Annotated in this window: 13 protein-coding genes; all 13 read right to left on the bottom strand. The window is 36.2% G+C overall.

What is annotated here, in order from left to right:
* Positions 1–21 precede the first annotated feature (21 nt).
* The 13 genes from H6X70_RS04930 to H6X70_RS04870 all read right to left on the bottom strand — a co-directional run bounded on the left by H6X70_RS04930 (position 22) and on the right by H6X70_RS04870 (position 23,483).
* The gene (locus tag H6X70_RS04930) at positions 22–2,199 is read right to left on the bottom strand and encodes a beta-xylosidase (RefSeq protein WP_194766555.1); all 2,178 of its coding nucleotides are present in this window, start codon (positions 2,197–2,199) and stop codon (positions 22–24) included.
* Between the two features lie 139 nt (positions 2,200–2,338).
* Positions 2,339–3,922, bottom strand: coding sequence for a RagB/SusD family nutrient uptake outer membrane protein (locus H6X70_RS04925; protein ID WP_194766554.1), 1,584 nt, complete (start codon positions 3,920–3,922; stop codon positions 2,339–2,341).
* A 12-nt stretch (positions 3,923–3,934) separates the two neighbouring features.
* Complete coding sequence (locus tag H6X70_RS04920) at positions 3,935–6,970, bottom strand: SusC/RagA family TonB-linked outer membrane protein (protein ID WP_228530268.1); 3,036 nt, start codon at positions 6,968–6,970, stop codon at positions 3,935–3,937.
* 759 nt (positions 6,971–7,729) lie between these two features.
* Positions 7,730–8,374, bottom strand: coding sequence for a DUF1501 domain-containing protein (locus H6X70_RS04915; RefSeq protein WP_194766553.1), 645 nt, complete (start codon positions 8,372–8,374; stop codon positions 7,730–7,732).
* Between the two features lie 90 nt (positions 8,375–8,464).
* Positions 8,465–8,833 carry a VOC family protein gene (locus tag H6X70_RS04910; protein WP_194766552.1) on the bottom strand — a complete coding sequence of 123 codons (369 nt, stop codon included), beginning with the start codon at positions 8,831–8,833 and terminating at the stop codon, positions 8,465–8,467.
* Between the two features lie 36 nt (positions 8,834–8,869).
* The gene (locus H6X70_RS04905) at positions 8,870–10,459 is read right to left on the bottom strand and encodes a sulfatase (protein WP_194766551.1); all 1,590 of its coding nucleotides are present in this window, start codon (positions 10,457–10,459) and stop codon (positions 8,870–8,872) included.
* A gap of 11 nt (positions 10,460–10,470) precedes the next feature.
* Positions 10,471–12,255, bottom strand: coding sequence for a glycoside hydrolase 43 family protein (locus H6X70_RS04900; protein ID WP_228530267.1), 1,785 nt, complete (start codon positions 12,253–12,255; stop codon positions 10,471–10,473).
* 66 nt (positions 12,256–12,321) lie between these two features.
* Positions 12,322–13,278: a T9SS type A sorting domain-containing protein gene (locus tag H6X70_RS04895; protein ID WP_194766550.1), complete on the bottom strand. Its 957-nt coding sequence runs from the start codon at positions 13,276–13,278 to the stop codon at positions 12,322–12,324.
* Positions 13,268–16,135 carry an alpha-L-rhamnosidase gene (locus H6X70_RS04890; protein WP_194766549.1) on the bottom strand — a complete coding sequence of 956 codons (2,868 nt, stop codon included), beginning with the start codon at positions 16,133–16,135 and terminating at the stop codon, positions 13,268–13,270. The genes H6X70_RS04895 and H6X70_RS04890 overlap by 11 nt, the downstream gene beginning before the upstream one ends.
* A gap of 41 nt (positions 16,136–16,176) precedes the next feature.
* Complete coding sequence (locus tag H6X70_RS04885) at positions 16,177–17,940, bottom strand: T9SS type A sorting domain-containing protein (RefSeq protein WP_194766548.1); 1,764 nt, start codon at positions 17,938–17,940, stop codon at positions 16,177–16,179.
* A gap of 147 nt (positions 17,941–18,087) precedes the next feature.
* On the bottom strand, positions 18,088–19,170 hold the full coding sequence (locus H6X70_RS04880; protein ID WP_194766547.1) for a 6-bladed beta-propeller: 1,083 nt from the start codon (positions 19,168–19,170) through the stop codon (positions 18,088–18,090).
* Between the two features lie 9 nt (positions 19,171–19,179).
* Positions 19,180–20,634, bottom strand: coding sequence for a DUF1501 domain-containing protein (locus H6X70_RS04875; RefSeq protein ID WP_194766546.1), 1,455 nt, complete (start codon positions 20,632–20,634; stop codon positions 19,180–19,182).
* Positions 20,635–20,648: 14 nt separating this feature from the next.
* Entirely contained in the window at positions 20,649–23,483 is a 2,835-nt protein-coding gene (locus H6X70_RS04870; RefSeq protein WP_194766545.1) for a DUF1549 domain-containing protein, read from the bottom strand.
* Between the last annotated feature and the right edge of the window lie 331 nt (positions 23,484–23,814).

The following is a 23,814-nucleotide window of genomic DNA, read 5'->3' as shown; positions in this document are numbered from 1 at the left end:
AAATTTTAATTTGAATCCGCATTAATTATTCACCTTTAAAGTAACTGTTTTTAGATCTTTTTCTTGAGAAGATGCCCCAACTGAAATAGTAAAAGTACCTGGTTCTACAACCTTTTTCATATCTTGATTTAAGATGTTCAATTCATCAAAACCTAATTTAAAACTAACGGTTTTAGTCTCACCGGGCTTTAATGTAATACGCTCAAAGCCTTTTAATAGTTTGAGATAGCGCCCTACAGAAGCAAAGTCGTCACGTACGTACATTTGCACAATCTCATCACCTTTTACTTTTCCTGTATTGGTCACTTCAATTGAAACCGTTGTTGTTCCATCAGCATTTATAACCGCATTTTTAAGCTTTGGTTCGCCGTATTGAAAAGTGGTGTAGCTTAGGCCATAACCAAATGGAAACAGAGGTGATTTATCACTAAATCGATACTTTCCTTTTCCAGACCCTATAAAGTCTGGACGCTCTAAATATGTTACAGGAGTTTGTCCTACCGATCGAGGAAAAGACATGGTAAGTTTCCCTCCTGGGTTTACATCTCCGAAAATAACATTGGCTACAGCATCACCAGCACGCATACCCCCATACCACGTTTCTAGCACAGACGGTATATTTTCTGCTATATAATTTATACTCAATGGACGGCCATTAATGAGTACTACAATCACCGGCTTTCCTGTTTTATGAATAGCTTCTACTAATTCTTTTTGCACACCATACAAATCAAGATCGGCGCGATCGCCACCTTCACCACAGGTTTTATGAGAGCTCCCTACAACTAATACAACAGCATCCGATTTTTTTGCTGCAGCAATAGCTTCAGGAAATCCCTCCTTAGAAAAACTATCTATATCGCAACCCTCTGCGTAGTTTATTTTTACATTTTTTCCCACTTTTTTCTTTAAACCATCTAAAACCGAAACATAATATGGGGGTAACCCAGAATAACCACCCAAAAGTTTATAAGTTCCTTTTTTAGGACGTTCTTCGTGAGCGTTAGGACCAATAACAGCTAAAGATTTAATTTTTGAAACATCTAGTGGTAAGAGATTATTATCATTTTTAAGCATGATAATAGATTTTTCTGCAATTTCCAATGCAAACTCGCGATGTTCATCGGTGCCTGCTTCTACTGTTTCTGTGTCAATCGCTTTTGGTTCTGCATCAAACAAACCTAATTTATATTTTGCGGTTAAAATACGTGATGTGGCTTGGTTTATATATTTCTCCAATGAAGGATTCTTAATTACGGTATCCTTCAAAATATTGCTATGATAGGTTGCCAATTCAACGTTCTTCCCTATGACCAAGTCCATATCAACGCCTGCCTTTAATCCTAAGATAGCTGCTTCAGTTCTGTTTTCAGCAATAAAATGCATGGTTTCCAATCTTCCTACATCATTATTATCGGACACAATAAAACCATCAAAACCTAATTCATCTCTTAAAATATCCTTTAACAACCACGTATTCATATGACATGGTACACCATTAAAATCTTGATGCCCTGGCATAACAGAGCCTACCCCTGCCTCTTTTACTGCCGCCTCGAACGACGAAAGATAAACCTCACGCAAACGACGTTCAGACATGTCGCTAAAACCACCATTTATACCACGTCTGTTTTCTGGGTATCCCACAAAATGTTTTGCCGTTGCAATAACATGGTTTTCATCAAATTGTTCGTCACCTGTACCTTGTAAACCTTCAATAAACGCAACTCCCATTCGTGAAACCAAATATGGATCTTCACCATAAGATTCTTCAACACGACCATAGCGTGCATCTCCTGCATAAACATCTAAATTTGGAGAGTAACAATGAGTAACCCCTAAAGCACGAGCCTCTTTCGCTGTTTGCGATGCCATTTTCTTAATAAGTTCTGGCTCCCAAGTTGAGGCACACGCTACGGCTTGTGGGTAAACTGTTGTGTTACCGTAATAATCGAGAACGAGCCATAATCCATGTAATGCTTCTCCGTATTTCATAACAGGAATACCTAGTCTATCATTTGCAGGTGCGTCTTGCGTCATCTCTGCAATTTTCTCTTCTAAGGTCATTTTATTCAATAAAGCACTTACTTTCTTTTCTATTTCTAATTCCGACTTAGAATTTAATGATTCTTTTCCTGATTGCGCTATGGCCGAAAACAGCATAAAAAATAAGGCTGCTGCTAAAAATATTTTTTTCATAGGATTTTTGTCTTTCTATACATAAATATCGCAATATATCAAGGCAAATTATATTTTCTATACTGCTCTGTCTGTTTATTATCATAAAAAAAACCGAAACACAAGTGCTTCGGTTTTTTTTTAAATTATAAAATCGTTTCTACCTATACCCATTATTTGATGGGTCGGATTCGAGTAATGCTGGATTTACTTGTAACTCCTGTAAAGGAATTGGTAATTTTACGTGATACGGTCTTATATTAGTATTAGGAGTCCAGAAACGGTATTCTAAATTTTCGACTACATCGAATAAAATACCCCATCTTATTAAATCGTAACGTCTATTACATTCACCTGCCAATTCCCATTTTCTTTCATCATAGATGACTTCTCTAAATTCTTGCTGACTAAGCCCTACAAGTTCCCATTCTGCTTGCGTAATAAAAGCACGTTGTCTTATTGGGTGTATGTATTGATAAGCATTAACGGGTCCATTTAATTCGTTTTCGCACTCGGCAGCCATTAAATATACATCGGCTAAACGGAATACGAGTCTGTTATCGCTATGATTAAAACGTGGCGAATCATCTACATCCAAATTCCATACTTTTGCCATGTATGGAAAATTTAAATCGAAACCTAAATAGTTATCCACGATGTTAATAGAACGTCTTAAGTCATTTAAAGGAAATTTTTCAGCGAAATCTTTTGCTGCAACTTGTAAACCTGTTCCATTAAAAGCCTCTCCTCTAGCCTCTAAAGCATCTGCTAGAGCACTTCTTTCACTAGAGTTTTTAGGTTCGTCACGTAAACGCGGTGAAAACATACTTGGTCTCCAGTTACCGTTTCCAAAAACACTAGGAAAACTACCATCAGCTCGAACGGTTCCTTCTTCAAATTGACCACGGATATCTTTAGCAAAATCTAAAGACCAAATTATTTCGTCATTATACTCATTTTTAGGATCGAATACATCTGCATAATTTGTTAGTAAACGGTGTGGAGATTGGTTAATAATTTCTAAGGACTTATTTAAACCTGCCTGCCAATTTTTTTGTTGCATATGCAATTTAGCCTCTATAATAGCTGCCGCCCATTTGGAAGCACGACCGCGTTGTTCTTCTGGATAGTCTGATGCTAAATGCAGCTGAGCAAATTGTAAATCGGCTAATACACTATCTAAGATCGTTGCTTCATCTGTTCTCCCTAATACGCGAATTTGATCTAAAGTTAGAGCTTCAGTATAAAAAGGTGCATCACCCCAAAGGTTCGCAATATGCCAATAACACAGTCCTCGAATAAATCGCACTTCGGCTATTATATCGGTTTGAGCCGCTACAGAAATAGCACTATTTCCTGTTGTTTTATCGATTATAATATTAGCATTATAAATAACCCTGTATAAATCTTTCCAAGTATCTGAAACACTCATTTTTTGGGTAGACGCATCGGCAATAGCTTCATTTAAAGAATAATTCCCCATAGGTTCTACAATATTAGCAGAACGATTAGGTTCTAAAATATCGGCACCGTTATCATAAAATAAATCTAAACCTAATTGGCCATAAATAGAATTATTTTTAAGAATAGCATAAATTCCAACAACAGCTTGCCTAACATCGGACTCTGATCGATAAAAGGTTTCGGGAGCTACAAGAGCTCTTGGATCTTCCTCCAAAAAGTCTTCGCATGCAAAGCATGAGAACAATAATAATGTATATAAAATTATATTTTTAGTTTTCATCTGATTTGATTTTTAGAATGTTACATTTAAACCTAAAGTTAGTGTTCTTGGGTTAGGATACGACCCGTCGTTATAACCTTGGGCTATATTCCCTAAACCATTTCTACCAAATCTACTGCCTTCAGGATCTATAAGTCTAAAGTCTGACCAAAGTAACAAGTTAGTCCCTGTTAAATAAATAGACGCATTTTTTATACCTGGCATACCCATTTTTTCTACAGGCATATTAAAAGCTAATCTCACATTTTTAAGTCGGATGTGAGACCCATCTTCTACATATTCTGAGTTTGGTGGAATACCAGTAACCGAATCACTACCAGCTCTAAGAATATCTGAACCTTGATTAGTTGGAGTCCAACGGTTAGCGATATCTTCAAATTTTGTAAACTCACCTCTTGTAAAATAGTGGTTACGCATTCTTAAATTATAAACTTCGTTACCTTTTGTTCCTTGAAAATAGAATGAAAAATCAAAATTTTTATAACTAAACTTATTTTCGAAACCAAAAATTATATCTGGCAACGGACTTCCAAGCACCACAGCATCATCATTAGAAATTATACCATCGCCATTTTCATCATGAAATTTAGGTCCACCAACAACTTGAGGATCTCTTAAACCAGACGCATCGATTTCATCCTGACTTTTCCAAGTTCCCAAATATTTAACACCTGTAAAAACAGGTACAGATTCGCCAACAATTAATCTCGTATTACCAGAACCTAAAATTTCATCTACGACAACATCTATATAATCAACACCACCAAGATCTAGAATTTTATTTTTATTTGAGGATAACATTAGAGTTGTTGACCAGTTAAAATTAGCGGTACTAATATTATTTGTATTCAAGCTTAATTCCCAACCTTTATTTTCTAAAGCTCCTACGTTTTGCAACTGACTGGTAAACCCTGTCTGTTTAGGAATAGTAACATCTAATAATAAATCGTTTGTTTTTTTGTAGTAATAATTAAACTCGGTAAAAATACGACCTTTAAACAGTGATGCCTCTAAAGCTATATCTAAAGATGTGGTTGTTTCCCATGTTAAATTAGGGTTAGACGGCCTACCCAAGGTTAATCCTGTTTGTTGTATTCCGTTAATTGTAGTATTTGCTTCAACCAATAGTCCTTTAGTTCTATAAGGATCTATGGCTTGATTACCAGACTTTCCGTAACTCGCTCTTAATTTAAGTTCGTTAAATGTTTCTTGATTCTTCATAAAAGGCTCTTCAGATACCTTCCAAGCAGCTGCTACAGATGGATAAAATTCATATTTATTATCGTCTGCGAAAACAGAACTCCCATCGGTACGGCCTACTAAGGTTAACAAATATCTATCCTTATAACTATAGTTTAGCCTCCCGAAAAATGAAGCAATTTGAAAACCACTATAATCACTCGTAATAATATTTCGGTTTGGATCTGCATTTTCTAGGTTATTAAACCCTGTTGCATCATTGGTAATACCGAAAGCTTCAGATTCTACAATTTCTGTAGTCACTTTTTGAAACGAGGCCCCAGCCAATGCTGTTATTTTGTGATTTTCATTTATATCAGATTGATATTGAACGGTGTTTTCATTATTCCATCCTTTTGTTAAAACCGTTCTTACGCTCGCATTCCCCCCTTCACCTAAGTAAAGTAAATTTGGACTTTGACTTGAAGTAAATCGGTTTTGTTTAGAATTATCAAAATCTGGACTAAATGTAGAACGAATAATCCATTTAGAAGAAGGACTATAATCGATATAAAATGAACCTAAAAGGTTATTTCTAAAGGTTTCATTTGTATTTAAGTTCATATTAGCTATGGGGTTAGACCATGGCGATCCTGTTACTTCATCAAAACCATTATAAGTCCCATCATCGTTATAGATAGGCTGTGTTGGCAAAGAAGCTATGGCATTTCCATAACCAACCAAACCATTTTTCTGGTCGATATACGAATAATTTACACGAAACCCAGTTTTTACTTTATCGCTAAGTCTTACATCTATATTAGATCTAAAAATATACTTTTCGATACCACTAGTTTTTACAATTCCTTCTTGATTAAAATAGTTTAAAGATGTATAGTAACTTACATTTTCACCAGATCCAACAACAGATACATCGGCATTAAATATTGGTGCTGGGCCAAGTAATAAATCAAACCAATCGTTATTAGGGTAATCGGAAGGATCACCAGGAAAGGGAATGGCAGCACCTCTAAAATCGGCACTTTCGTTGGTAAAAGCAATTTGTTCTTCTTGAGATAACATTTTAGGCAACTCGGGTACCATTTGCATACTCGTATAAACATTAGCACTTACTTCTGGTTTACCTAAGTGTGCTCCAGTACCCGTTTTTGTAGTGACTAAAATGACGCCATTGGCTCCTCGTGATCCATAAATAGCGATAGATGAGGCATCTTTTAAAATTTCAATTGACTTAATATCGTTACTATTAATATTATTTAAATTGAAATTTGTCCCTACTACAATACCATCAATAACCCATAAAGGTTCGTTACTCCCTGTAATGGAGTTACCTCCCCTAACACGGATAACTGATGCCGCACCAGGCGCACCACTGGTTTGTGTAACCTGAACCCCGGCAGCCCGTCCTTGAAGCGCCTGATCTACACGCGAAACAGGATTGACATTTACGTCCTCTGAACTGACACTAGAAACAGATCCTGTTAAATCGGATTTTCTTTGAGTTCCGTAACCAATAACAACAACTTCATCTAAGCTATTATCAGCTTCTAAAGTAACATCTATTTCTGTTTGTGTTCCTACTACGACTTCTTTAGAAGCATATCCAACGTACGAAAACATTAGGACGTCATTTGCCCCCGCTTCAATGGTATAAAACCCATCAAAATCGGTAACCGTTCCTTTAGAAGAACCTTTAATTATTATGGCTGCTCCTGGTAGCGGTTGGCCATCGGCCGAAACAGTACCTTTAACAACCTGAGCTTGTACTGAAGTGTAACTCATAAAGAGTAAAAGCATCCAAAAAAATGGCTTATTAAGCCACAATAAGGTGATCATTTTTAATTTCATATTAATTCAACATTTAGTTAGTAATTTTTAAATTTACAAGAGGGCAAAACGATTATTGTCCTGTTTTATCCTGTTCAACTCGAATAGTAACTGGTATATAATGTGTGATTTATCAAATTAATTGTAAAATAAAACTTACTACAAAAGTAGCATCAAACCTTGATTAAGCTTACGCTCATACGCTAGAAAAAAAATTAAAATTACTACAAAACTACCTCAATTTTCGGCTATATTTATAAGCTATTTATTATTATAAAATAATGACATAAAAGCTTAGTCTTCCATAATATTTACCTAAAAATAACAGGTATAAATTAAAAGATATATGAGTTAAATCGTATAAAAACCATTTTACCAACACGACAACCTAAAAATGATTGATTATACTGTAAAACGAAGTGGATTATTGGGATTGATTAACTTGCACTCTGCTATATTGTCATTTTATAGATATAAAAAATTATAGCACTTAGAAGTATTGAATAAGACTCTCCCTTAACTTTTCTAACACCTGTTGCTATACATGCTAAAAGATTTAAGAAAACTACTTATGGTTCAAGTAGATAAATTTTATGACTTACTGCTTAGTTATACTCTATAAAAGTTGATTTTTTTTTTGGCACCTGAAGTTTTCAAGCATACTTTAAGCCTATTTAATTTTTAAAGCTGATTAAATAGTTGGAGTGCGTAATATTAAAAAGGAATTATAAATTTAAAAACGATAGAATTCAGCTTTCTATATTATTAAAAAAACCACAATTACAGTATGCCCAATTTACCTACAGGAGCTTTTAAAATTGCAGAAGCATCTGCCTTAAGCCAAGAATCTAGTATGGATGCATAAATAGATCTAAAATCTACCGTATAGGTAATATCACCATTTTTATCTAAACGCATCAAATTAGGAGCTTCATAATAAAAACCTGGAGTTTTTAAATTTTTACCAATGAGAAACACATTATTTGCGGCACCATGATCTGTTCCTAATGCGGTATTCTCCTTAACACGTCTTCCAAATTCAGAAAAAGTTAAAATTAAAGTATCTTTAAAAGTGTCATTCTGCTCTAAATCTTTCACAAAAACTTCCATAGATTCACTATACATTTTAAGCAGCTTATTTTGTTTGTTCACTTGACCAGCATGCGTGTCATAGCCTCCCATTGAAGCATAATAAACACTTGTGTCTAAATTAGAATTTATAAACTGTGCTGTCATTTTTAGCTGTTTACCAAAGGGATTATCTGGATACTCTAGTTTAGATGTATACGTTTTAGAATTCTGATAGATATATTTAGCTGAAGATTTAGCTTCTATCATGGTTTTATACAAATACCCCAAATTATGCTCATTTAAATGCGCATCGTTCTGCTGCTCTATTATTTTTTTAAAATAGGGCGATTGCATATTGCAGTTCTAATATGGAGACGCCTACAAACCTTTTAAATTTAAAATTCTAGGAACATACAAATGCCCCTGATGCCACACTACCATTATCTAAAATAATTTTTCAATTAACTCAATACGGTTATCCCAGAAATCATAAAATGAAAACCTGCTAATTCCTGGTATTTCCGCATCCTCTTTAACTTTAACACCTTTATTAATAAGATATGACTTCACTTCGTTTATATTTTTAACTTCAAATGCGGGGTGTCTTTTAGATTTGCCCTCCATTTTTTCAGTTCCTATATGCAAGTTAATATTGGCCATTTCCAACCAGAATCCTCCTATATGCTTTATAGATTCAGGTCTCTTTATTTCTTTTAAACCTAAAATATCACAATAAAATGCACGGCCTTTTTCTTCTTCCCCAATTGGAATACATATTTGTACGTGGTCAATTTTTTGAAAATTTATTTTCATATTACCTTGTTGATAAAATTAATTATATAAGCCTCGTTAATCAGCTGTTAGCTGACTTCCCCACCAATCTTCATTTGGTTTAAAATCTGGAGACAATACTTCCAATCGCTGTTTTTCTAAATTCGGGAGTTTTTGATTTTTAATGTTTAGCAAATATTTTTCTCGCTTAGCCGCATCGAATTCCGTATCTGCAACTGGTCTAAGCGCATTTACTTCTTCTAGCCACATCATTAGTTCCTTACTTAATTTTTTGGCAGTCTCTGTATGTTGAGAAATCACATTTTGATTATCGCTTTCTTCCGAGGGGAGTTTAAAAAGTTCCTCTCTTCCATCTTCCCAATAATGAATTAGTTTCCACCCTTCTTTTTGAATAATAGATGAAGGCTCGCCACCTTGATTTCCATAATGCGGGTAGTGCCAATACAAGGACCTTTTCTCATCTATTTTTTTACCTTCCAGCAATGGTTTTAAGCTTATGCCATCCATATGTTGTTCAGGAATTAAAGGCAAATTTGAAAGATCCAATAGTGTAGGATACAAATCGGTACTTACCACTGGTACTTCGGATGTTTTTATACTATTTTTTAGCCAGGGCACTTTAATAAAGAACGGCTCTTTAATACCACCTTCCCATTGGTAACCCTTACCCCCTCTTAGTGGTAAGTTACTGGTAGCGTAATTATCGCCAGAAGCCACACCGCCGTTGTCGGAAGTAAAAACAACTATGGTATGATCTTCTAAGCCGTTATCCTTTAAAGCTTTTAAAACAACGCCCACAGCATCGTCCATGGTTTCTACCAAACCAGCGTAAACGGGGTTATCTTGAACGGTTCGAATTGGTAAGATACGTTCCATGGTATAGCCCGTTTTAGCGAGTCCTATACTATCTGCCTTTGTTCTATACTTAGCCCATTTTGCTTGGGTGGTTTGAATAGGAGCATGTACGGCATAAAAGGACAGAAAAGCGAAAAACGATGAATCCTTATGCTGGGTTATAAAATCGGCTGTTTCATTTGCCAAACGCATGGTAAGATTTTCTCCCTTTTGTTTATTCTTTAATTTAGGATTGCCAAATGGTGCAAAAAAACCACCCGATGGCCCTCCACGATGAAAGCCTCCTTTGTTAATATCGAAACCATGATCTTCTGGATAAGAGCCCTTATCGCCTAAATGCCATTTCCCTGCAAAGAAGGTTTTATACCCTTCATTTTTAAAAGCTTCAGCTATGGTAATATCTTCTTGTGGCAGCTGCATCACATAATTGGCAGGCAGCAACTTATCATGTCTGTTTCTTAAACGCCAATCGGTTCCTGCTTTGGCACCAATCCAATCGGTTATGCCATGTCTCGCCGTAAATTTCCCTGTCATAATACTTGCTCGAGAAGGACTACACACCCTGCTAGCAGCATATCCATTGGTAAACATAACGCCTTCAACAGCAAGTTTATCTACATGAGGTGTTTCGTAAAAATTACTTCCAGTGATACCCAAATCATGATATCCTAAATCGTCAACCAAAATGAATAAAACATTCGGCTTTTTTTTTGGAGTATCCACTATGGTTTCTTTGCTTTTACAACTAAAAAAAGCAAAAACTAAAAAAACTAAAAAAAACTTCTTAATCATATTTCTTAAATTTACTTAGCCCCTTTAGGACCATCATAATCGTAGGTAAACCAATCCACATCAATATAGCCTGCATCTTCTTTTTCGTTCCATGAAAAGAATCCTAAGCGGTCACCTGTCCATTTTCCAAAAGCAATGGTGAATGTAGGTCCGAAACGCTTAAAATTTTCGCCATCAAAGCTATATTCATAGGTGGCTTGGTTGCTATTGTTTGATGTACGCACATACAATTCGTTTCCTGTAATTTCGGGGCCTAACGTTTTTTTGGCCATAGGATCCATGTAAAACAGATGTTTTTTTCCTAGTCCATCAACCTCAACACCTAATAAATTAAATACCCCACCATAACGAACAAAACCAGCTAATTGGTGTGGTTTCATTCCAGACACATCAAACTTAGCCACGGCAGTTCCTGTTGTGATGCCCATGATACGCTGACTTACCGTATTATTGGCTCTCCAAAAGTCGGAATCGGAGCCATCGTTATTAGTCCACTCATTAATGTTTGGTCCGTAGCCTTTCTCGTTTGGCAATACTTTACTTGCTTTTAATCGCAACCATCCTGGACGTTCGGTAAGTGACCAATGTGAATTTCTAGGGTTGTGATTCCACTCCCATTGAAAGCCCAATTTAGTTGAAGAAAAATCGTCGTCTGAACTTGGTGCTGTAACGGGGTAACCATCAATTGGTTTTTTATATTGTTTTACAGGTTCGCCAATACCATCGTTATCTTCGTCTACACCAATTATAGGCCAACCGTCTACCCAGGTTACAGGTTCTAAACATTGTGGGCGACCTTGAAAAGGGATATCATCATTTTGAATGAGTTGATGCATATACCACCAAGATTTATCTGGAGCTTGCATTAAACCGCCTTGACTTGCACTGCGGTTATTAAAAACGGTACCTTTTTCTAATACGGTTTTTACCTCATAAGGCCCATAAATACTTTCTTTTGATCGCAGTACAATTTGTTTTCTATCATTTTTAGGATTTTTAACCCCTGGTTTGGTCGACATATCACCCATAGTCCATTGCGCTAAAAAGATATACCAGGTGCCATCAATTTTATAAATTTTAGCGGCTTCGGCTCCCATGCCTGTATATACCAATTTACCTTCATCGAGAATTTTGGTACCGTCCCAGCTCATTTCGTAAATTCTATTTTCGTTCCCTTCAATAGTGTTACTGGATTCCTTTTGTTTCCCTGCGGTGTTAATAATTACATAGGCCTTATGGGTGTCTTCATCCCAAAACACTGCTGGATCGTCTAACACTTCCGACTTTGGAAGCATCATAATAGGTTTACTCCATGGCCCTTTAATATCTTTAGCAGTAGCCACCATTAAACCATGCTGATAATCTATTTGATAGCAGTACCATGTACCTTCGTGATAAGCTAAATCTCCCGCCCAAGTACCAAAGGAATAGCCGTTCATTCGATCCCAATTATACTCTGGTGCCCAAGACAAACTTTCAAATACATGACCTACATTTGTCCAGTTTACCATGTCTTTAGACTCTAAAATGGGCATCCCTGGCGACATGTGTTGTTTGGATGTAATCATATAATAGGTATCGCCCACTTGCTCGATATCTGAATCTGGATAATCGGCATTTAAAATGGGATTTACGTATGTGCCATCACCTTGGTCTCCCCAACTTCCTGTGTGTGCTTTAGCTATTTCTTTTGAAGGTACTGCTTGCTTTTTTTCTGGTTTTGAATTGCAGGCTAAAACCATAAGAGTAAAAGTACAACCAAATATTTTGATGAATTTTGAATGATATATTTTCATTAGATTTCTGAATATAATAGTTTAGAACAAAGCAAAAAGGCACTTTAATTTTTTATTAATTGTATTTTATAATTTGACTATTTTTTTAACAAAAGCACTTTGATTATCAGTACATGATATAAAATAAATACCTCCAGACAAATCACTTATATCCAGAGATTCACTAGAAGTGGTCACCTCAATTTCACGAATGGTAGCACCTTGAATATTGGATAGCCTAAGCTTAGAATTAATAGGCATATTTTTCATACTTACTAGTCCTTTTGTGGGATTAGGATACAACTTAATCCTATCAAAACGATTATCATTATCTAAGGATAACACATTATAACACGACGATTCGCTGTTTGCCAAATCAAAAGCCACGCTATCTGAAACGTCGCTTCTTCTAAGAACCATTCTATCTATAAATAAATAAGTCGATCTTGCATCCACTGTAATGGTATATTCCTTGGCTTCATTAAAGGTTACAAATACGCGATGCGCAACATGGTCGTTGGTATTTGTTACAAAGCCCCAATCTAATCTGTTACCAAAGGCTTTTATAAAATTTTGGGTAGACGAACCTGCCGCACAAGTTAACGAAGCATCAGAGTTACAATATGGTTTAGGGTAAACCTTATTCCCATCTTTTATACCATAAAAGTCTTCACCATCTATTTTTAGCCAAGCATCATTATGCTCCCCTTTACTTGTACCCATGCCTACACGCATGCGCCATGCAAATCTGTAGGTTCCGGGGTTATTAATTTTTATTTTATAAACAATTGGTGCGTTAGAAAGGTTACTGAAGGATTCTGCCCCCGTCCAATACAAGTAATTAGTAACTCTTAGCTGTCCATTTATCGTTTCATTTTCTGTTCCAATCTTCCATCTACTATCATTAATTACTCCAGATTCCATCTCTATGGTCAAAATACCATTTTGTTCTTCAAAAGGCAATGTACCATCACAAGTTTGAGAAAAAGAATTTATAATTAATCCTATCGAAAGTAGGCCTGTAATTAGTATTTTATTTTTCATCTTTTGTATATAGAATTTTATACTTACCAGAACCTAAAATGACGTTTGTACCCTTTAAGGTTCCGTATTTATCATCTTCTTGAAAATCATTAAACGCCGTACCATTGATTATTAAAGATTCTAGTTCCGGTTGATTTAAAACCAAATTAGCTTTAGTATTAAAAGGTATTTCTAAGGTCATTGATAATTTACCTTCTTCAAAAGTCCAATGGTTTTTAATGTCTCCGTAAGGTGTTGGCACACTAACTTTGGTTTGGGTTATATGACTTGGAAATTCTGGATTCACAATAAACTGCTTGTACCCCGCTTCCTTTGTGCTTGATTTAATGCCTCCCAAAGATTCGAAAAAGTAAGCCGCAAACCCACTGTGCATGGGATGGTTTAAAGAATTGGTTGGACCTTCCATGGTTTCCCATTCAAATTGGCGTTCTGGCCATGTGGTAAACCCTGAATTCATCACATAAGTTTGACTAGGAAATTCTGGTGTCGTTAAAATCTGGTAAGCTAAATCTGCTTTTCCATATTTAGACAACACAGTATAAATGTAACGGTTACCATGAATTCCTGTGGAATGATGACCGCTTTTAACTTCAACAATATCATAAGCCAAACCATTAACGACATTTTCGATATCTTCATCGGGAACCATACCGAATTGTAAGGCTTGAACCGTTGCCGTTTGACTTTGGTACCACTTATAATCCGTATTTGGAATTTCAACTAAAAAGGCTTTATTAAAGGCTGCTTTTAAGGCTTCTTTTTCTGATGTCATTTTTGATTGATACGCCGAATCGTTATTCATTTTTGCGAAGGTTTCCATAATGCCTAAAACATCATAGAAGTAAGCGTTCGCTGAAATAATTGGATCGCATTCCATAGCGCTTGGGTTCTTTCTTCTATCCCAACGTGGCGGACACCAATCGCCCATACCATCTTGCATGATGCCATTTTCACCTTTAAAATTGAGGTAAAAGTTGGTTAAATCTTTCATTTCGGGGTAGTACTCCTTTACAATCGCATCATCGCCGTAATATAAATAGTTGTACCAAGGTAAATACATGGTGGCTACTCCCCAATCAATTTTAGCATAGGTGGAAGTACGTTTTCCTGGCGCAATCATGGTAGGTACTTGAAATTTTAGCTCTGGATTATTATGCCCCTTGGTAGGACGCATTTGTGTACGGATATCTTCCATATATTTTTTATAGAAATCGTACATATCGTAATTATATAAAGCGTACTCACAAAAAGCGTGGGCATCGCCTAACCAGCCACATTTTTCGCGATGAGGGCAATCTTCTGGAATACCATGAACATTATCAACAATAGTCCATTTACTAATACTATGCATCTTGTTGAATAAATCATCAGAACACTCAAAGCTACCCGTTTCCTGAATATCGGTAGCGACCAAAACCGCCTTAATCATATCGGCATCTGGTTTTGTAGAAATGCCTTTGATCTTAGCATACCTAAATCCGTGATAACTAAATTTTGGTTCCCAAGATTCAAGACCATCTCCTTTGCAGATGTACTGATAAATTTGTGCCATTCCATTGGCACCACCTCCTGTAGAACCTTGAAAAATATCTTTGCCGTTGGTTAGTAATGCTTCAGTAGTAATGACTTCAATAAGTTGACCTTCTTGTTCTTTAACATTTAATTTTACCCAACCGGCTATATTTTGTCCGAAATCGACAATCCACTCATCATCGGCACCTTTAAATACATTTTGAGGTTCAAATTCCTTTAACTTTTTGATAGCAGGAATTTGTTGTGCACTAATTTTATTGACATTTGGAGTAGCTTCTTTGGCTTGCCCCCAAGAACTATCATTATAATCAACACTAGTCCAATTACCTAATTCAAATCGAGCATCATAAGTATCCCCGCCATAAATATTATTAAAAACAATAGGTCCTGTTGATTCTTTCCATGTTTCATCAGTATAGAAATCTGACGACGAACCATCTTTATAGTTTAATTTTACCAAACAACGTACGGTTGGTGGGCCGTAAGACACACCTGATTTATTAGATTCTGGATCTCGATTCCAAGAAATATTTTGTCCGTAAAATCCGTTTCCTAATAAAATTCCGAAGGCATTTTCACCAGAATTCAACTGTTCTGTAATGTCATAATTTACATAATACGCTTGCTTATCATAATTTGATGGTGCAGGGTCTAATACATGGTCGCCTACTTTTTCACCGTTTAAAAACAATTCGTAATAGCCTAAACCACAAATATAAACTTGGGCATTATCGATTTCCTTATTAAGGTTGATTTTATTTCTAAAATAACTAGCAGCAAATCCTGTTACCGGCTTCCCTTGTTTCATATTACCGGTTTTGTAATCTCTAAAACGATACGGAGACGTTCGATTATCCGTTTGAAGTGTAATCCATTTTGATGCCCCCCAGTTAGATTCATCCATAAGTCCCATTTGAAACTTTTGAACATCAGACCACCCAGACACACTGCCACTTTCATCCCAAATTTTAACCTGCCAATAATAGGTTTTTAAAGCTTCTAAGGATTTGCCTTCAAACTTTACAAAAGTGGATTTGTTACTTTCAATTTTTTGTGAATTCCAAATATCGGCATCCGATTCGTTTAGTTTATCTGAAGTAGACGCTACTAAAATGTGATATGCTGACTGCGATTTATTAAATCCTTCGGCATCTACAGTCCACGAAAAAAGTGGTGTTTCACTTTCAATGGCCGTTGGGTTACTTTTGGCATTAAGTAAAACCTGGCCAAAATCTAATGATGCCTGTAAGGTTTGTTCCTCCTTACAAGAGAAACAAAAAACGGCTACTAGTAAAAGGGAAAATAAAAGTTTATATTTTTTCATTTTATAATGTGTTTTCAAGAATTGTTCTTAAAAATAAGTGTTTAATGAATTACTATTTTATGCGTTGTAGTACCATGACTTCCTTCTACTTGCAACAAATACATACCAGCTTGCTTTTTAGCTAATTGAATCTCTTTATTCGAGACGATATTCCCGCTTTGTATTTCGACACCATTCAAAGAAAAAATTCTGTATTGGGCTACTTCTCCAGAATTTAATTTAATATTAAAAGTACCCTGATTAGGGTTTGGATATACCCTAACCTCTGCTTGTTTTATAATTTCTGAAGTAGATAAAGAAGCTTCTGATAATTCAATAATGTTTATGGAGAATTTAGGTAACGTAATACTTCCACTTCCTTGACTAACTAAAGTTAACGGATCTACATCAACGCCAATGGCGCGTTCTTCGTTCATACTATTAAACGACATCGCTTTATGAACTGTGGAACCTGAATAAGCAGCACCGTCTATATTTACTTTAAAAGGCACCTCTAGATTACTAAGGTTAACCACAAAAACAGAGGTTTTACCCTCTTTAGTAACCACCCTAGCATTAACAGCTTTTACACCTTCTACTAGATTTGAGACCTGGATATCACTTTCAATCATTGTGGTGTTTTCAAGAGCCAATCGTATAATTTCATAAGCCGAACCAAATACTGTTTTTTCTAGTGGGTATTTAATTCTAGGGCGCTCAACACCACTAGGAGAAATATAGGTTTCCCAAACGTAGTGCGAATTTAACACCCCATTAACACTAAACCAATTAGCACGCTCAAAAACATCTTGGTTTTCACTCATAAAAATATAGCAATCTACCATACCCAAAGCAGAAACCGCATTAGGACCTCCCGATTTCACCCCCCATTCTGTTAACCAGATAGGTTTATTAGGTGCCACTTGATGCGCATAATCGAAAATAGAATTCCCCAAGTGTTTACGAGCTGTTAGTGCCGTTCCGTAGGCGTCATCACTATTGGAAGCATCATCAGGATCTGAGCCCACGTAAGTATGCACGGTAACAGCATCAAAATAGCTTAGGTCTTGAGTTAAATCGGCATTCCAATTCGGGTTAGCCCAATTATCTCTTCGCAACAATGGTACAGATACTTTAATATTAGGATCTTTGGCTTTAAGTGCAGCCGACATGGCTTTTGCTCTAGCAATATAATCTTCAGTATTAGGAATAATAGAACTTCTTTGTCCAGGATAAAAACACTCGTTACCCATTTCAACAGCTTTAACTTCAAAGCCTCTAGCTATCAAATCATCGTACCTTGCAATGGTTTCTGGACATCCATTATTAAAATCGGTACCATCGGCACTCATGTTAAACGTCCACATCATATCAAATCCCTTACCCGTATTTGATTTTCTAGTAGCGTTTAAACTTGTAAGACCTTCTATACCAACCTTAATATTATGGGTATCAAATATTTTTATATTAGCTAACTTATCAACTGTTTTTGTTCTAATGGTTTTATCTTCACCTTGTTCATACTCAAAACTTTCTGTTCCAAAAAGTCTAGTAACATCTCGACGCCAATCGTACCAATTAGCCCATAAACCATGAGGAAACCTTATGGTTATAGGTTTTAATTTATTTATTAAATTTTTCTCTGTAGTGGTAGAAAAATGATGCGTATTTGTACCGAGTAATAAATTGTTATAAACTTCTTTTGAAGAAGAAGTTATATTTATAGTAGCATCCATATTTGATGGCAAATTAAAAGGATAATCTTGCGCAATTACTATGGTTGAAATGAGTAATGCTAAAATAGAAAAAGGTATTTTTTTGGCCATTTTAAATTAAATTTTAAATTTTTTAAATTTAAAATTATCCCTTTCTATTCCTATCCTGTTTTACCATGGTTAGACTGCAAAGGCATTTTAAATATGTCCATTGACAAAAAAGAAGCACTAAAAACAAGCGTCCCAAAAGTAACTATATCAAACCCGCTCTAACTTAATTGGATACGCTTTGTTCGCGTTCCATTGGCATACATACAGATTTTCGTCATCATCCACACAAACATCGTGGCAATGATTAAAAATGGGTTGCTCTTGGACCATGCGTTGCAATTTCCCATTTCTATATTTTGGTTGGGTACCTCCAGGGTTTGAGATGACTTTTCCTTTTTCATCTAAAATAGTGACAAAACCAGATTTGGGGTTTATATTATACGGGTGTGTATTCTTATCACCTTCAACATAATCTATTTCTGAAGACCAACACACCCCAGAATACAAGTTTTTATTATGAATCACTGGGCGACAAACAAACGCCCCAGGTAAATTAATTTGCTCAATAAATTTACCATCTAAAGTGAAGCGTTTAAAACAATTGGCAGCTCTAGAGGTAATTAATAATGTTGGATCGCCTTTACCCCTGTAATCAATACAAACCCCATGTGCGGTTTGAAATTGATTTTCTCCAGTGCCTCTGCCTTCACCAATCTTCCTTATAAACTCGCCATCTTTTGTAAATTGCAATATATAGTTTGAGCCATAACCATCTGCAATATAAATATCGCCATTAGGTCCTACAGCAGATTCTGTAGGCTTAAAAACGGCATCCTTTTCATAGGCGCCATATTCTGATGGATGACCAATTAACATCAACTCCCTACCGTCTGTGGTCGTTTTTATCACACTCCCCTTGGTATCACAAATAAAAAGAAAATCATCGGAGCCATCGTTCCAAACCGAAAGACCGTGTCCTCCCTTATAACGAATACCCCAAGAATCCAATAACTTTCCCGATTTATCATAAATCAAAACATTATTATGAACATCATCCCCAACCATGATAAGTCGTCCTTTTGAATCCATAACCATTTCATGACAGTTTTTTACGGGGGTTACGGTTCTATCTAGATCGCCCCACGATTTATGTACTTTATACTTAAAATCGCCATGCCCAATAATCGTATCATACATTTTAGGTTTCGACTTTAGAATATTAAAATGAGGTACAGCTACCACACCTAATGAGGCTTTTGATATGTTGTTAATGAATGTTCTTCGCTTCATGATATTAAATTATGCTTTTTTTGAAGTCATGGGATTTCCAAACAAATCCAATATGGGCTTCCCTTTGCCATCTGGAGTTGTATAAAAGGGTCTACTTTCTATTTCATAATGGGTTTCTGGAGGAATACCCAAAGCATGATAAATAGACTGATGGACTTGATCTATAACTACAGGGTTTTCAATAGAGGAACAAGGACGTTCATCGGCCGTTTTGCCATAAACCAATCCTTTCTTTACGCCACCACCCCATATGAGGATAGAGCTACCATCGGTAAAATGACGATGCATACCATAATGCTTTTCATGTTCGATAACATCGGGCTGGTTCACTTGGTTTTTCACTTTTTTACCAGGCCTTCCTTCCATGATGGCATCACGACTAAACTCACTGGCTAGAATGACCAAAGTTCTATCTAGGTGTCCACTTTCATCTAAATCTTTAATTAATTGCGCCACAGGCCTATCAATAAGCGCTTTCATTTTTTTAAGTCTGGTGTGTCCGTTTTCATGGGTATCCCAACCTAAAAATGGTTCATATTCGGTAGAAACACTAATAAAGCGTCCGCCATTCATAGCCAATCGTTTTGCCAATAAACACCCTAAACCGAAACGGCCTGTATTGTAAGTATCGTAAACTTCTTTTGGTTCTTTAGAAAGGTCGAAAACTTTAGCTTCTGGCGAATTCAACAAACGGTATGATTGCTCCATAGAACGCATTAAAGACTCACGTTGATAATCACTAGCCTGCTGCATCACCTCACTTTTATTAGCAAGCTCTTTGTACAATTTATAGCGTGCCTCAAAACGTTTTAAAGACATTCCTTTTGGAGGTCGTACACTTTCAAGACCGCTAGATGGATCTGGAATTAAAAACGGACCAAATTCAGTACCTAAAAACCCTGCAGAATGAAAAGCTTTTAATTCTTCCGACTCCCCCATAGTAAAACGTTGTCCCATGGCAATAAATGGTGGAATTACTGGATTTGCAGGCCCCAATTCTTTAGCTATCCAAGCTCCAATATGAGGTGCTTGTACAGATTGTGGTGGTTCGTAGCAGGTGTGCCAATGGTATTGATGGCGGGTGTGTAATATATGGCCTAAATCTGCCGATTTATAAGAACGAATTATGGCACCTTTATCCATAACACTACCTATAGATTCTAAACCTTCAGAAAAGTATAAATCATCAACAATAGTTGGTTTTTTAGGAAAGGTACTTAATACACGCTTGCTTTCTACGCCCTTTTCAAACGGTACATAAGCTTTGGGGTCGAAGGTTTCGGTATGTGCCATACCACCAGCCATCCACAGTAATATCACGGTGTCTGCGGATGATACCCTTTTTTGAACTTCGGGCGAACAAGAACTTAAAAAGCTAAAACCAGGAATGGTGGTTGCGGCTGCTGATAAACTTGCAGCGCTCATTTTTTTTAGAAAATCTCTACGTGAACTATATTTATCCATGTTTTATAAGCTTTTTAATTAATGAACTGAAATTCTGGCGACATCAAAACTGCCCAAAATGCATCTTGGAGTTCTTCTTTTTTGGGTTCAGAACCTAAAACTTCAAGCATTGCCGTTTTTTCTAGTTTAGAAGGTTGCCTACCAAGTGCTTTATTATACAAGTTATGCACGATTACATTTGAGTCGTCCTTATATTTTTTTAGCCATGCCTGAGCACCTTCATCTAAAATCTCATTAAAAAAGACGCCATTTGTAAGTTCCAAGGCTTGAAGTAATGTGGCTTGATCTTCTCTAGAAGTGGTAACAATTTCTCTACTAGGTCGCCCCAGAGCTTTCATAAACGGGTGTTGTTTTACTAAACTAGCACGAGCATATTTTTCGCTGTGTGGCTTAAATGTAAAATCAAGGAGCTGTCCCCAATTTTTAAAATTTCCCGTACTATAATTTCTTACTTTTTTCCATGAGCTATCATCATAATTAACAGCAACCCAATTTCCCTGTGGTAGTTCTCGTGAGCTTAACCACGACGTATCCGATTTTATCAATTCAGATTTACCCGATTTATAATCTAATTTTAAAGCAAATAATATTCCTGCGGGATTAGCAATTTCACCAGTATTGCCGCCAATAATGGCAATAGTATTTTTTCCTGGTTTTAAATTTTCTGTTATGTCAATTTTATCTACCGTTTTCCAATTTTCATTTTCCTTTAATTTTTTACCATTAATGTAAAGCACAAATGAGTTATCTACCGATATTAAAATTTCTCCTTTATCTATAGCTTCATTAGTCACATGAAACGATTTTCTGAAATAGCGCTTTCCAGGTTCAGGTAGTACTACGCGCCCTAACTCTTCTTCTAAATGCCAAATTCGAATCGCTTTAATATCATCACCATTAGGATTAAATGCAACTTGCGGATAAAGTGGTGCTATAATTTGGCTTACCGCATCCGAAAATTGTTCAGCACTTAATCGGCGAGTTACAGGACCTTTAAAAACATACTTTGTTTTTAAATCCTCTGCTTTTTTATAATTAACCATTGGCAACTGGTAGACTTTAGAAGTCATAATACGCCTAATTAAATGTTTTAAGTCGGAACCCGAATCCACAAAATCTGCAGCTAACCAATCCAATACTTGGGCGTCCCAAGGCGCGTTATCCATTTCATCTAAAGGCTCAACAATACCACGTCCCATTAATCGGTCCCAAAATCTATTGCTTATGGTGCGATATAACCTTCCGTTATCGCGTTGAACCATAACCTCAGCAAGTTTTAGTAACCTATCACTAACCGTTTTGCCCTCTACACTCCCGAGTTCTGGATATAAAAAATTGGGCTTCGCCATTTTCCCTATGGGTTTATCACATCTATTTAATTCAAGTATAGTATCTGAAAAAACAGTTGCAAAACCATAGGCCTGTTCTAAGGTTAAGTTACTCACAAAACTATTGTGACACGACGCACATTTAACATTAACCCCCATAAGCGACTGTCCAATATTTTGAGCTGCTTGCATTTCAGTCCTTTGACTGGCATTAACCACACCACGCCATTTAACCCCTTTAATAAAACCTTCCGAACCTTTTACGGGATTTACTAACTCTGTTACAATTTGATCATATGATTTATTATTCATTAATGAAGTATACAACCAATGTGTAATGGGCGCTTTACCTCCTACACTGTAGTAATCGTTTCGTAACAAATCATTCCAAAAACTTAGCCAATGCTGCGTATAGTTTGTATGATCATTTAATAAGGTATCTATTAATGCTTCCCTTTTATTAGGATTTGTATCTTCTTTAAATTTCTGAATAGATTTTGGTTCAGGAAGTAAGCCTATAACATCCATATAAGCTCGTTTAATAAAAGTTCTATCATCTACATCCTCTGGCCAGTTTAAATTATGTTCTTTAAAATAGTTGTCTATTAGTTTATCTATGGGATGTTCTATATGGTCAGCCTGAGGCAATTCTGGTTTTTGAAGAGCCAATTCGGCCTCCGGAAACACTTTTACAGCTTGGTCGGACCAATGCGCTCCTTCCTGTATCCACATTTTAACCAGTGTAATTTCGCTCTCGGTTAATAACTTTCCTTTGGTAGGCATGACCTCTTTATGTCCGGCAGGCAGAGTAATTCTTCTATATAATTCGCTTTCCTGGGGTTTTCCAGGTACTATAGAGGCTCCCGATTCACCTCCTTTAAAAACGCCAGCTTTCGTTTCTAAAATTAATGCGCCTTTTTGCTTATTCTCGCTATGGCACTGGTAACATTTATGGGCAAATATGGCTCTAACTTCTAAGTTTAATCGGTCTTGCTGTGATTCTGTAATGGTTTTCGATTTTTGTAATTCAGAAAGTAGTAAATCTGATTTCACATCTTGGTAAGGCTCTTTATTCCAAGGTAAAACAGCGATTAGATAATCTTCTCCGTGCGTTAAATTCGCTCCTAAATGTCCTGCAATAGTTAATACGATTACGGTTATCGTTAGCATCCCTCTGTAAAGCCGCAAGTCTATCTGTTGTTTATTCAAGGTATTTCGCAACATCAAGGCGGTACCAATCGCCAAAACCGCAGTAGCGATTCCTGTATATTGATGATAATCGACCAAATCGCCACTATAATCCTCTTGAGTACGTAATAACCAACCGAATAATGCCGAGAACCCTGCAAATAGCGCACCTAAGTACACCATCCATTTAATGCCGTCTCGTAAACCTTGTTTTTTTCCTCTAATGGTTAAAATTTCAAGAAATAGTGCTACGACCAATAAGCCAATAGGGAAATGCACTAATAAAGGGTGTAAGCGCCCCAATAATTGGAGTATCCAGTTTGTATTCTCCATGTATAAAATAAAATTGAATGGTTTAGTTTAAGTTGATTTGTTGCATCACAAACTGAAACAACCCTCCGAATTTATTTTTTTTCGTATAAAACCTTATCCTGCTCTGCCCTGCAATAAGTGAGATAAAACTGATATTACCGACTAAAATAACTGTTTACAATAAGATTTTTAGCTCCTGTTTTCCGTACTATATTTTTTATTATTAAAAAAATCAATAAAGAGATATACAGGATAGAACAGGATAGAAAAAACAGCACCAAGTGAGAAATTCACAAAAATTTATATCTTTTATTACCAACTACATATTTTTTACCAATAAAATTTAACTAAA

It is taken from the genome of Tamlana sp. I1, from assembly GCF_015355625.1.
In the GTDB taxonomy this organism is placed as follows: domain Bacteria; phylum Bacteroidota; class Bacteroidia; order Flavobacteriales; family Flavobacteriaceae; genus Pseudotamlana.
The sequence above is the reverse complement of the archived record's forward strand: the minus strand, read 5'-3'. Positions and strand labels throughout refer to the sequence as shown.

Coding starts and splice junctions, on each gene's coding strand:
- H6X70_RS04930 (WP_194766555.1), bottom strand. CDS start 2,199: ATGAAAAAAATATTTTTAGCAGCAGCCTTATTTTTTATGCTGTTTTCG.
- H6X70_RS04925 (WP_194766554.1), bottom strand. CDS start 3,922: ATGAAAACTAAAAATATAATTTTATATACATTATTATTGTTCTCATGC.
- H6X70_RS04920 (WP_228530268.1), bottom strand. CDS start 6,970: ATGAAATTAAAAATGATCACCTTATTGTGGCTTAATAAGCCATTTTTT.
- H6X70_RS04915 (WP_194766553.1), bottom strand. CDS start 8,374: ATGCAATCGCCCTATTTTAAAAAAATAATAGAGCAGCAGAACGATGCG.
- H6X70_RS04910 (WP_194766552.1), bottom strand. CDS start 8,833: ATGAAAATAAATTTTCAAAAAATTGACCACGTACAAATATGTATTCCA.
- H6X70_RS04905 (WP_194766551.1), bottom strand. CDS start 10,459: ATGATTAAGAAGTTTTTTTTAGTTTTTTTAGTTTTTGCTTTTTTTAGT.
- H6X70_RS04900 (WP_228530267.1), bottom strand. CDS start 12,255: ATGAAAATATATCATTCAAAATTCATCAAAATATTTGGTTGTACTTTT.
- H6X70_RS04895 (WP_194766550.1), bottom strand. CDS start 13,278: ATGAAAAATAAAATACTAATTACAGGCCTACTTTCGATAGGATTAATT.
- H6X70_RS04890 (WP_194766549.1), bottom strand. CDS start 16,135: ATGAAAAAATATAAACTTTTATTTTCCCTTTTACTAGTAGCCGTTTTT.
- H6X70_RS04885 (WP_194766548.1), bottom strand. CDS start 17,940: ATGGCCAAAAAAATACCTTTTTCTATTTTAGCATTACTCATTTCAACC.
- H6X70_RS04880 (WP_194766547.1), bottom strand. CDS start 19,170: ATGAAGCGAAGAACATTCATTAACAACATATCAAAAGCCTCATTAGGT.
- H6X70_RS04875 (WP_194766546.1), bottom strand. CDS start 20,634: ATGGATAAATATAGTTCACGTAGAGATTTTCTAAAAAAAATGAGCGCT.
- H6X70_RS04870 (WP_194766545.1), bottom strand. CDS start 23,483: ATGGAGAATACAAACTGGATACTCCAATTATTGGGGCGCTTACACCCT.